This window comes from Allosphingosinicella sp. (assembly GCF_036387215.1).
Taxonomy (GTDB): Bacteria; Pseudomonadota; Alphaproteobacteria; order Sphingomonadales; family Sphingomonadaceae; genus Allosphingosinicella.
Map to the genome: position 1 here is coordinate 1 of NZ_DASVUE010000283.1, position 10287 is coordinate 10287.

Here is a 10287-nt window from a genome sequence, read left to right on the forward strand (position 1 = left end):
ATGGCGGCTCTCCCCCAAAACCCCGATCAAGCTACGCCGGGGAAGGACCGCTTTCCAGCCATTGCGCACCGGGACAATTCGAAATTCAAATCGCGAACTCTCCCCCGCAGGTTCAGCGCCGCGAAAGCTTCACCTTGTTTATTCCGCTCCTGAAACAAGGAGTGAGGCAGATGAAAGTTGCGTTGAAGTTGGCGCTCGCCGTGGGGGCCGCGTCGGGTCTGGCCGGGTGCGTCGAGGAGGCGCGGATCGCCATGCCGTCCGGTCTTGCGGCCTCGTCCGAGCGGGTCGAGCTCACCGGCATGGGCGGCGGCGAGCGCGGGCGGTTCCGGCTCGGCTCGAGCGAAGGCCGCTTCACCCGCTCCAGCATCAGCGCCAGCTACGACGGCGGCCCGGTGGTCAGGAATCTCGGCGGCGGAAGCTTCGAGCTCGCGGGCCCCGACGTCGCCGGCGTGCTCGAAGGCGAATGCCGCTTCGACGAGGCCGAGATCAAGGCGGGCTCCGTCAGCTTCCCCGCCAAGCGCTTCGCCTATCGCTGCCGCTTCCGCCGGGACGGCCGACCGATCGATGCCGGGCTGATCCTCGAGGAAGTGCCGGCGCGCCCCGGCAAGCTCCTCTCCGGCCGCACCCGCGCCGGCGAGATCCACATGGGGGGCCGGGTGGCGGAGATCCGGCCGATCCACGACATGGCGGGCGGGCGGCTGCCGACCGCGATGCCGCTCGGCTATTCGCTGGAGCTGGACGGAAGGCCCCTCGGCGCCGTCGACCTCAACGGCCCCGACAAGACCATCTTCGCCCCCCGCTCCGGCCCCGAACGCGAGCTCGTCCTCGCCGCGAGCCTGGCCCTGTCGGTGCTGTGGGACCCGGGCGAATAGCCGGCGATCCGGCCGCAGCCCGGAGCCGCTTTCCCCATTGCGGGAGGCCGGCGACGAAGCGCATGATGACCCCGCGGGCTTGAAGGGGGACAGTATCACCGAGCCGTGGCCACAGCAGGCGTGCCGCCTCGCCGAGACGATCGTGACGCTGAAGGACGCGCTCGTCGTCCTCGACGCCGCTGGCCTCCACCAGGCGGCCGCCTATCTGTCGATGTCGATCGAGATCGCCGAGCGCCACCTCGTCGAAACAGGCAGTATTCAACTGCCCGGCGCTTGATTAAAGTCGTTGAAATGGCGAGCGAACGTTACGCAAAGCTGACCGAACGACAGCGCGAGTGCCTGCGGCTGGTCTACCGCCTCAAAACCTCGAAAGAGATCGCGATCGAGCTCGGCATCTCCCGCCACACCGTCGATCAGCGCATCAAGGCGGCGCTGCAGACCCTCGGCGTCGCAACCCGCAACGAGGCGGCCCGGCTGCTCGCGGAGCATGAAAATCCCGAATACCATCAATTGGTATACCAGTCGCTGGACGTTGCCGGGGATGCCCGGCCCGGCGACTTTGCTCCCGTCGATCAAGGGAATTGGCGGGAAAGCCGATATTCCGGACGAAAGCTGATGGAGGAACAGGCGCCGTTCGTGCCTGCATCGCCCCAGCCCGACGCCGGACTTCGCCTGCCGCTTCCCGAGATGTGGGGGGTGCGAAACGCACTTGGCCCGTGGGCGCGGATCGGGTGGATCATGGTCATAGCCGTGATCGCCGTCTTCGCCTTCGGTACTTTCCTCGCCGGGCTCGAAGCGCTGGGGAAGCTCGGCTGGTCCGCGACGCAGCCATGAAACCGGAAATGTGACCGCACCTCCGCAAGGTGCGGAGGGGGATAGAACATGCTCAAGGAACGTCGCGCAGCTGCCGAGAAGGTCGCCGAGCGCCTCGCCGCGGCCGAAGCCGCAATCGACAAGGCGCTCACATGCGCAGCCGAATTGAACGCCGCTTTGCCCTCGGCCCGCGCCGAGGCCGGAATTTCCGCGGTGGTGGGCCAGGAGGCGCTCGACGGCGCCGCCGACGTCTATGCCCGCCTCGTCGCCGCCCGCAGGAGCATCGTCGAGACGCACCGCAAGCTCGACGACACCAAGACGCAGATCGGGCTCCGCACCGTCGCCATCGGCGACGGCCTCGACAAGCCGGATCCGATCAAGCCGAGCGGCGAGCTGGACCGGCCGCTTCGGATCGTCGGCTAGAAACGTCCCATCGTCCCTTGACCGGGCGCCGGCCCGGTGGTCCGGTCGGGTGATGGATCACAAGCTCATCTTCTGGGCCCTGACGGCGCTTTGCGGCGGCTACGCTCTCCTGAGGGGCGGAGCGCCCGAGCGCATCGGCGCCGCCACGATCATTCTCGGCAGCCTGCTCACGGTGGCGCTCGGCTCCGCCTGGGCCGACCGCTTCGAATATGTGGAAGTCGGAGTTTTTCTCGTCGATGTCGTTGTCCTTGCCGTCTTCGTTCTCCTTGCCGTCTTTGCCGACCGGTTCTGGCCGCTATGGGTGAGCGCACTTCAGGCGATCGGGGTGCTCGCCCACCTCGCCCGGGCCCTGGAGCCGAACCTGATGCCGTGGGCCTACGGAGTGGCGCTGGCGATGGGGGTCTATCCGATGCTGCTCCTGCTGGCGCTGGGGACCTGGCGCCACCGCAAGAGGCTGGCGGCGGGAGCGGCCGACCCCTCCTGGTCGCGCTCCTCCGCCCGCTGAGCCCGGACCGGGCCGACGAAAGGGCGGCAAGCCTGATCGGCGAGTTCGGCTCCGTTGCCGGAGCATTGGCGGCATCGAACGACGACCTCCGCCGGGTGCTCGGCGATCGTCCCGCGAGCGACTTCCTGTCACTGGTGCGGGAGGTGATCGCCCATGTCCTCCGGGAAGAGGTGATGTCCGCTCCGGTGCTTTCGACCGGCCAGGCGCTTCTCGACTATCTCCGCGCGACGATGGCGCACGCGGCCGAAGAGCAGGTGCGCGCACTGTTCCTGGACGCGGGCAACCGGCTGCTGAAGGACGAGATCGTGACCACCGGCTCCGCCCGCGAAACCGTGCTGCCGCCGCGCGTGGTCCTTCGCCGCGCGCTGGAGCTCAACGCGTCGGCGCTCATCATCGCGCACAACCACCCGTCCGGCGATCCGAGGCCCAGCAGCATGGACCGCCGGGCCACACGCGCCCTCGCCGAAGGCGCGCGTGCGCTCGACATCGTCCTTCACGACCACATCATCGTCGCCCGCAGCGGCACCACGAGCTTCCGCGCGCTCGGACTTCTCTAGCCAATCCTCCGCCCCTCCGGCGAAGGCACTAGGTTTCAAGGAAACAGGGGGATAAGAACATGGACTTGGAAGCGCGGCTGAACGAACTGGGTAAGGTCGTCCGCGAGCATAGAGAAGTCTTGCTGACCGAAGAAGCGGCCAAGACCGCCCTCGTGATGCCCTTCCTGCAGGCGCTCGGCTACAACGTCTTCAACCCTTCCGAGGTCGTGCCGGAATTCACCGCGGACGTTGGCATCAAGAAGGGTGAAAAGGTCGACTACGCCATTTGCGACGGCGGCAAAGTCACCATTCTTATCGAGTGCAAGCCCGCCAATTCGGAGCTCAGCGTCAAGCACGCGTCGCAACTCTTCCGCTATTTTGCCACCACCGATGCGCGGCTGGCGCTTTTAACGAACGGGGTCGTCTTCCAATTCTTTTCGGACATCGACACGCCGAACAAGATGGATGACAAACCGTTCTTCACGCTCCAGCTGGACGCGCTGAAGAAGTCAGACCTGAAGACGCTCGAGCGTTTCTCCAAGCAGTCCTTCAACATCGACCAGATCGTTCAGGAGGCTGGCAATCTCAAGATGCAGTCGCTGGTCTACAAGGAGCTTCAGAAGGAGTTCCAGGAGCCCTCGGACGAGTTCGTCAAGCTGATCGCGTCGAAGGTTCATGATGGACGGCTGACGACGGCCATCCGCGACAATTTCAAGGCTCTGATCGTCGCCTCAGTTTCGTCGCTCATTCGAGACCGGGTGACCGAGCGGCTCACTTCCGCCCTCACTGCATCCAACCCGTCAGAGGAAGAAGGTCCCGAAACGGGCCTCGGAGCGGAAGAGCCTATCTTCACGACCGAGGACGAGGTGGCCGGCTTCAACATCGTTCGCGCGATCGGTGCCAAGCTGGTCAGCCCGAAGCGGATCGTCATGCGGGACGCCAAATCCTATTGCGCGGTCCTGCTGGACGACAACAACCGGAAGACGATCGCCCGCCTGCATTTCAACAGTCCCACGTCTCGCTACTTCGGCACCTTCAGCGGCAGGGAGGAGACCCGCCACTCCGTGACCGACCCCGTCGACATCTATCAGCACGATGCGGAGATCTTGAAGCGGATCGAGGAGCTGGATGCTGCCAAGGCATAGAGCTTAGAAGCTGGGCCGCCCGCAACGCGGAGGCGGCGCCCGCTCCCATTTGCGGGCGCCCCTCCCTCGCCACCCTCGCCTCAGAAGCGGAAGTTCACCGATACGTGGGCGCTGTGCCAGTTGAAGCGCTCGCCGCTTCGGGCGAAGTCGGTGCCGCCGGCATTCTTCAGGATGAAGGGGTTGGTGGCGGGCGCCGGCCCCTGGGCGCGGACTCGGAAGTCGTCGTCCTTGAGGCTGGTGTAGAGATATTGGAAGCCGACCGAGAAGTTCGGCGCCACGCGGTGCTCGACGCCGCCGCCGTAGCGATAGCCCCAGGCATCCTCGTTGCCGCTGTTGGTGAAGGTGTTGGCGGTGTTGCTGGTCGCGAACCGGTTGCGCACCTTGCCCCAGGCGAGGCCGCCCGTGCCGTAGAAGAGGGTTTCGCCGAGGGCGGCGCCGACGCGTGCGCGGATCGAGGCGTTGTCGCGCATATGCCGCGTCATCGTGTAGAAAGCGGGCGTCGTGCTGAAGGCGGCGACACTGTCCTCGACATGGGTGCGGCCGTAATCTGCGACCACGCCCGCGACGATGCCGCCGAGATCCATGTCATAGCCCGCATGCACCGCCCAGTCGGTTCCGTCGGTGTCGCCGGCGCAGCCGGCGGCGGGCGTGCGGTCGAGTGCCCGGCCGCCGCAGAAGCCGGGAGAAAAGGCGTTTGCGCCCGTCGTGGTGTTGACCGTGTCACCGAACGAGCCGTTGAGGTCGGTGTCGAACAGGATCGTCTCGTTCCTGTCCTTCGGCTGGAAGGCGTAGCCGAGCCGGCCCCCGACATAGGGCCCGCTCCAGCCCGCCGTTCCGTCCTGCGCCGGCGCTGCCGCCGGGAATGCCGTTGCCGCGGCTGCGATCGCGCCTGCCTGGAACCAGGCGTTCGAACCCTTGAACATCTATACACTCCCTGTTTTCGGCCCGCCCCTCCCCAGCTACGCGGGTGGCGGCTTTTCGGATGCGCGGCTACCCGGCAAAAGTGACGGGGCGCGCCAGCAAGCGCGTCTGAACACCCGTCACGCTTTGCCGTTGCGCCGGTGTCCGGGCGAATAAAGCACTCGCCGCCCGCGGGCCGCCCGTCTGATCTTGCATGTTCTTGCGGCTAGGGGCACTCCGCCTCGCCAGCGGCAACGGGTGCTGTCGTCCCCGTCGGGTCGACCGCGGTCTTGCACAGGATGTCTCGCCAGACCTCGATCGCGCCGCCGACAAGATGATGGGCGCGATCAACGATCTTCACCGACCGGTGGCCTTCGAACTCCTTCGGCAGGTCCGCGACTCCGGACACCGGGTCCTTGCTGCCGAAGTAGAAGGACAGGCGCGGCGAGGGCTGCAGCCGGCGAACGAGCGCCCGCAACTCGGCATCGAATCGCTTTCTTCCCCGAGCGCCCCCATAAACCGTTTCCTCGAACTCGAGCTGCGACTTTGCGGGAACCCTGTTGGGCATGAGATTGGGCCGGTTGACGCTTGTCTCGGGGCTCGGAACGGCCAGCAACGGCGCTCTGAGGAAGCTGTGCGCGTAGACGCCGGAATGGTCCGCCGCGGCGATCGCAGCCGGTACCCCGCCAAAGCTGTCGCCAAGGACGAAGGCGCGCTTGAAGCCGCTGCGCCGGACCCATTGGGTGACCAGTCGAACGTCCTCCCGAAGCGCGCCGAGACCCCGGCGGGGCAGGCGTTCGCTCAATTCGAGGCCGCCGCCCAGTGAGCCTGAATATTCCACCGCCAGAACGGCCGTTCCTTGCGCGGCGAAGCGGATGATCTCGTCGGATATCGGCCATTCGGCCAATGTCGAAGTCGGGCCTCCGTGGAAGTAAACGACGAGCTGCCGGTTCGAGCGCAACGGCCGGTGCAGGAAACCGAATGCTTCCCCGCGCGAACGGTCCGAAGCGCCTGAGAAGCGGACTTCCGTCCGCACCATCGGCGTATCCGCCGGTAGCGCGTTGTCCGCGGGGAACACTCGGTCACGGAGCTTCATCCCCTTCTTCTCGCAGAGCTGCCAGCTGTGCAGGCTCTTGCCGTCGGCCCGCACGATCCGGATTTCACGGTCCAGATCGACCAGTGCGACGACGATATCGCCGTGCGCGGCCGCGTCCCTGATTGAAACCATCTGGTTGAATTCCGGACGCAGGTCGATCGTCCGCTTGCCCTTCAGCTCGATCCGGTCCCAGCCGAACCGGCCGACGATGCGGCCGCTGCTCCGGTCGATCAGCGGCAGGGCGTAAGGAAGGAACGGCTTTCCTGCCTGTTGCTGGCCGAAGAAGAGCGGCGATCGCGCACCCTCGGGAAGCAGCGGGTGCGATGCGAAGGCGATCGGCACCTTCGTGTCCCAGCGCCGCCCATCCGCATAGCCTGTCAGCCGAAAACGCTGGCCGGTCCGGAATATGAGGAACGAAGTCGAATCGCCGACGGAAGCGACACCTCGAACGACCCCGCCGTCTCGAGCGATCCGGTCAAGCGCGCGAACCGGCCCCGGTTCGCGATGAAAGCTGTCGGAACCATGCGTGAGGGATTCGATCCGAATACTCTGCCAGAGAGGAGAAAAGCTTGGTGCTGCATGCACTTCCCCGGTGCGCGGCTCGTAGAGCATCGCATCGTGGGCGCGCACTCTGAAGAGCAGCTTGTCCCCGCTGGCGCTCCACCGCAGCGGTTCCACCCGGGCATTTGCGGACACAGTGACCAGGCGCGACGCCCGGTCTTCCGGGCCCGAGCGGCTCGGCAGATCCCCGACTACGAAGTCGCTCGGCCAACCGGTCAGGATCGACCTCCTTATATCCCTGGGAGCGTCCCACACGGCGAAACGGCCTGCCGTGGGATCGAGCAGGATTCGCGAGAAGGAGCATTGGTACGAATGGGTCAGTGGCCTTGCCCGGACGTCGGCTCCTGAAGCGGTGTCCGCTTGCGGCGCGGGAGACAGTGCGGCCAGGGCCGCGATCAGAAGGCTCAACTAAGGTTCCAAGGCAAAGTGGGGAGATGGGAAGAAGGAGACGCGCTCCTTCTCCCCAAGTCAAGTCGTCAGCCGCCCGCCCTTTGCTCGTCCGCGAGCCATTCGTAACCTGGATCCCCAGCTACGCGGGTGGCGGCTTTTCGGATGCGCGGCTACCCGGCAAAAGTGAGGGGGCGGCGGTTGCCTTCTTGCGCCAATCTGCCGATGGGACGGCATGGCCGATCTCTCCCCGCTCCTTCAGCCCGACAAGGGCCAGCCCGCGCATTCGCTGATCCCCGTCGACAGGAAGGGCTTCGATGCGTGGCTGAAGGGGCAGCCGGAGCGGGTGCGGCAGGCGGTCGCGGCGCAGGGCTTCAGGGCGGAGGGCTATCAGCTCGCGATCCTGCCGGGGGACAAGGCGGAATGGTCGGCCCTGCTGGGGGTCGCGGATGCGGGCGAACTCGGCACCTGGTGCCTTTCGAAGGCCGCGGAGGCGCTTCCCGAGGGCGTGTACCGCGTCTCAGGCACTTCCCCCGGGCCCGCGGCTCTCGGGTGGCTGCTCGGCCAGTACAGCTTCGACCGCTACAAGCAGGAGGCGTCGCCCAGGGGCGCGCGCATCCTCCTCACGCCCGAGGCGGCAAGGATCGAAGAAACGCTGCTTCTCGCCGAAGCGACCAACCTGGTGCGCGATCTCGTCAACATCCCGGCCCAGGATCTCGGCCCTAAAGAGCTCGAATCCGCCGTTTCCGACCTGTCAAAGTCCCATTCCGCGGCACTTTCGACAACATCCGGCACCAATCTCGAACGTGAATTCCCGATGATCCATGCAGTCGGCCGCGCCGCATCGCCCGATCGCGCGCCGCGCCTCGTCGAGCTCGAATGGGGCGACCGGCGCCACCCCCGCATCGCCATCGTCGGAAAGGGCGTCTGCTTCGATTCGGGCGGTCTCGACATCAAGCCGTCCGCCGGCATGCGCCTCATGAAAAAGGACATGGGCGGTGCCGCTCACGCTCTCGCGCTCGCGCTCATCGTCATGAGGAGCCGCCTCCCCGTCCGCCTCCACCTTCTCATCCCCGCGGTCGAGAACGCCGTCTCCGGCAACGCCTTCCGCCCGGGCGACGTACTCCGCAGCCGCAAGGGCCTCAGCGTGGAGGTCGGCAATACGGACGCGGAAGGGCGGCTCATCCTCGGCGACGCGCTCACCAGAGCAGTGGAAGGCGAGCCGGAGCTGATCCTCGACTTCGCCACCCTCACCGGCGCCGCACGAGTCGCATTGGGGCCGGACCTTCCCGCCCTCTTCGCCAACGATGACGCCCTCGCCGCCGATCTCCTCTCCAGCGGCGAGGCGGTGTCCGACCCGCTATGGCGCATGCCGCTCTGGAAGCCCTATAACGAGCTCTTCGCCTCCGACATCGCCGACTTCGCCAATGCCGGCGACCAGCCGATGGCGGGCGCCGTCACCGCCGCTCTCTTCCTCCAGAAATTCGTGCCGGAGGCGACGCCGTGGGCGCATTTCGACACCTTCGCCTGGCGCTCCGCCGCAAAGCCGGGGAGGCCGAAGGGGGGAGATGCCCTGGGTCTTCGCGCCGCCTGGAGCATGCTCAGGGCCCGTTACGGCCGCTGAGGCGGATGCCCCTGCATTCGCGTTGAAATTCCTTAGCGTTAACGAAACGAAACCCGTTCTGACTGGTTGTAGTCCCGAAACAGACGCTCGCGCGCAAGCGGAGAAGAAACGTGTCGGAACGATCACTCAAAGGCTGGATGCAGACGCTGATCAGCTACGTCAGATCGGGCCAACCCGACCTTACGAACCGCCAGATGGCGCTGATGCTGCTGGTCTACCTCACTCCTGGGCCGCATACCGTGCGCGGCCTTGCCAACATCCTCGGCGTGTCCAAGCCCGTTATCACGCGCGCCTTGAACACGCTGGGCACGCTCGGCTATCTGCGACGCGTGCGCGACCAGGCCGACCGCCGGAACGTGTTCGTCGCAAGAACGAGTGTGGGGCAGGAATTCCTTGAAAGCTTCGAACGCAACATCGAGCAGCAGGAAGGACAGCCCGCAGCCCGGCGCGCGCCCAAGGAACGAGGACTCCTCCTCCAGCACGGCTGAGCGCTTTTCACTGAGCGGCCCGTCGATCGTCCTCGACGAGCGGATCCACGCCTATCGCCGCGACATCGCGGACATTGCGCTCGCCGGGCAGCTGTTCGCGCCCCATTACGCGCGGCCGATGATCCGGATCGCGGGCCCGGACGCAACGGTCGTCCGCCTTCAGCCTCGGCCCGACGCGGAGATCGCCTCGGAACTGAAGCCGGGCGATGAATTCGCGGTGCTGGACATTACCGGCGGCTGGGCCTGGGGCTACCGCCGCCTTGACCACCATGTCGGCTACGTCCCCGCTGACCTACTCGAGCCGGCCCTCGCTTGATCACATCTCGCCGCGCTGGCGGCGAAGGGCATACCATTTCTGCACGTTGGCGTTGTGCTCGGCCAGAGTGTTCGCGAAGATGTGCCCGCCGGTGCCGTCAGCCACGAAATAGAGCGCTTTGGTTTGCGCCGGGTTCAGCACCGCCGCAATCGACTCGCGGCCCGGATTGGCGATCGGCCCCGCCGGCAGGCCCGCCATCGCATAGGTATTGTAGCCGTTATTCGCCTGCAGCTCAGAGCGCCGGATGCGGCGGCCGAGCGGCTTGCCCCTCGTAATCGGATAGATGACGGTGGGATCCGCATCGAGCTTCATCCCGATCCGGACGCGGTTCGAATAAACGCCGGCGACCATCGGCCGCTCCGACGGCTTGCCCGTTTCCTTCTCGACCACCGAGGCCAGGATCACTGCCTCCCGCTTCGAATTGACGACGCTGTTCGGCCCCTTCTTCGCCCAGAGCGCATCGAGCTGCTTCGTCATCGCGTCCTGCATCCGCTTCAGCACCGCGGCCCGGCTTTCGCCCCGCTTGAAGCTGTAGCTGTCAGGGAGGATCGAGCCCTCCTCCGGCACCGGGATCGAGCCTGTCAAAAGCTTCTGCTCCATCAGCTTCTCGTAGACGAGGAT

Annotated in this window: 13 protein-coding genes; 10 read left to right on the forward strand and 3 right to left on the reverse strand. The window is 66.3% G+C overall.

Annotated features, from left to right (window positions below; translation table 11 throughout):
- The first annotated feature begins 170 nt into the window (after positions 1-170).
- The 7 genes from VF662_RS11500 (at position 171) to VF662_RS11530 (ending at position 4294) form a co-directional block, all read left to right on the forward strand.
- A complete protein-coding gene (locus tag VF662_RS11500; RefSeq protein WP_464141228.1) occupies positions 171-872 on the forward strand; it encodes a VV20781 family protein in 702 nt (233 codons plus the stop codon).
- Positions 873-951: 79 nt separating this feature from the next.
- The gene (locus tag VF662_RS11505; protein WP_464141230.1) at positions 952-1149 is read left to right on the forward strand and encodes a hypothetical protein; all 198 of its coding nucleotides are present in this window, start codon (positions 952-954) and stop codon (positions 1147-1149) included.
- A 14-nt stretch (positions 1150-1163) separates the two neighbouring features.
- Positions 1164-1706, forward strand: a complete 543-nt coding sequence (locus tag VF662_RS11510; RefSeq protein WP_464141232.1) for a response regulator transcription factor — start codon at positions 1164-1166, stop codon at positions 1704-1706.
- 48 nt (positions 1707-1754) lie between these two features.
- Positions 1755-2108 carry a hypothetical protein gene (locus VF662_RS11515; protein ID WP_464141234.1) on the forward strand — a complete coding sequence of 118 codons (354 nt, stop codon included), beginning with the start codon at positions 1755-1757 and terminating at the stop codon, positions 2106-2108.
- Between the two features lie 52 nt (positions 2109-2160).
- Positions 2161-2613 (forward strand): hypothetical protein, encoded by a 453-nt coding sequence (locus VF662_RS11520; protein ID WP_464141236.1) that lies wholly within the window; start codon positions 2161-2163, stop codon positions 2611-2613.
- A gap of 65 nt (positions 2614-2678) precedes the next feature.
- Complete coding sequence (locus VF662_RS11525; RefSeq protein WP_464141238.1) at positions 2679-3170, forward strand: JAB domain-containing protein; 492 nt, start codon at positions 2679-2681, stop codon at positions 3168-3170.
- Between the two features lie 59 nt (positions 3171-3229).
- Complete coding sequence (locus VF662_RS11530; RefSeq protein WP_464141241.1) at positions 3230-4294, forward strand: type I restriction endonuclease; 1065 nt, start codon at positions 3230-3232, stop codon at positions 4292-4294.
- 80 nt (positions 4295-4374) lie between these two features.
- Here VF662_RS11530 and VF662_RS11535 read toward each other — a convergent pair whose 3' ends face one another.
- Together VF662_RS11535 and VF662_RS11540 are read right to left on the reverse strand one after the other, a co-directional pair.
- Positions 4375-5217, reverse strand: coding sequence for an outer membrane protein (locus VF662_RS11535; protein WP_464141243.1), 843 nt, complete (start codon positions 5215-5217; stop codon positions 4375-4377).
- Positions 5218-5420: 203 nt separating this feature from the next.
- Positions 5421-6968: an alpha/beta hydrolase family protein gene (locus VF662_RS11540; protein ID WP_464141245.1), complete on the reverse strand. Its 1548-nt coding sequence runs from the start codon at positions 6966-6968 to the stop codon at positions 5421-5423.
- 505 nt (positions 6969-7473) lie between these two features.
- On the opposite strand from VF662_RS11540, the gene VF662_RS11545 reads away from it, so the two are divergent.
- The 3 genes from VF662_RS11545 (at position 7474) to VF662_RS11555 (ending at position 9666) form a co-directional block, all read left to right on the forward strand.
- Positions 7474-8862 carry a leucyl aminopeptidase family protein gene (locus VF662_RS11545; RefSeq protein WP_464141248.1) on the forward strand — a complete coding sequence of 463 codons (1389 nt, stop codon included), beginning with the start codon at positions 7474-7476 and terminating at the stop codon, positions 8860-8862.
- A gap of 137 nt (positions 8863-8999) precedes the next feature.
- Positions 9000-9350 (forward strand): MarR family transcriptional regulator, encoded by a 351-nt coding sequence (locus tag VF662_RS11550; protein WP_464141255.1) that lies wholly within the window; start codon positions 9000-9002, stop codon positions 9348-9350.
- Positions 9256-9666: an SH3 domain-containing protein gene (locus VF662_RS11555; RefSeq protein WP_464141251.1), complete on the forward strand. Its 411-nt coding sequence runs from the start codon at positions 9256-9258 to the stop codon at positions 9664-9666. Before VF662_RS11550 ends, VF662_RS11555 begins: the two co-directional genes overlap by 95 nt.
- On the opposite strand, the gene mltG is transcribed toward VF662_RS11555, so the two are convergent.
- Positions 9667-10287, reverse strand: a 621-nt coding sequence (mltG, locus tag VF662_RS11560; protein WP_464141253.1) for an endolytic transglycosylase MltG, incomplete at its 5' end; no start/stop codon positions are given.

Bases quoted from the DNA above. Each gene is read 5' to 3' on its own strand.
- VF662_RS11520 (WP_464141236.1), top strand. From the start codon at position 2,161: ATGGATCACAAGCTCATCTTCTGGGCCCTGACGGCGCTTTGCGGCGGC.
- VF662_RS11510 (WP_464141232.1), top strand. From the start codon at position 1,164: ATGGCGAGCGAACGTTACGCAAAGCTGACCGAACGACAGCGCGAGTGC.
- VF662_RS11545 (WP_464141248.1), top strand. From the start codon at position 7,474: ATGGCCGATCTCTCCCCGCTCCTTCAGCCCGACAAGGGCCAGCCCGCG.
- VF662_RS11535 (WP_464141243.1), bottom strand. From the start codon at position 5,217: ATGTTCAAGGGTTCGAACGCCTGGTTCCAGGCAGGCGCGATCGCAGCC.
- VF662_RS11550 (WP_464141255.1), top strand. From the start codon at position 9,000: ATGCAGACGCTGATCAGCTACGTCAGATCGGGCCAACCCGACCTTACG.
- VF662_RS11530 (WP_464141241.1), top strand. From the start codon at position 3,230: ATGGACTTGGAAGCGCGGCTGAACGAACTGGGTAAGGTCGTCCGCGAG.
- VF662_RS11500 (WP_464141228.1), top strand. From the start codon at position 171: ATGAAAGTTGCGTTGAAGTTGGCGCTCGCCGTGGGGGCCGCGTCGGGT.
- VF662_RS11515 (WP_464141234.1), top strand. From the start codon at position 1,755: ATGCTCAAGGAACGTCGCGCAGCTGCCGAGAAGGTCGCCGAGCGCCTC.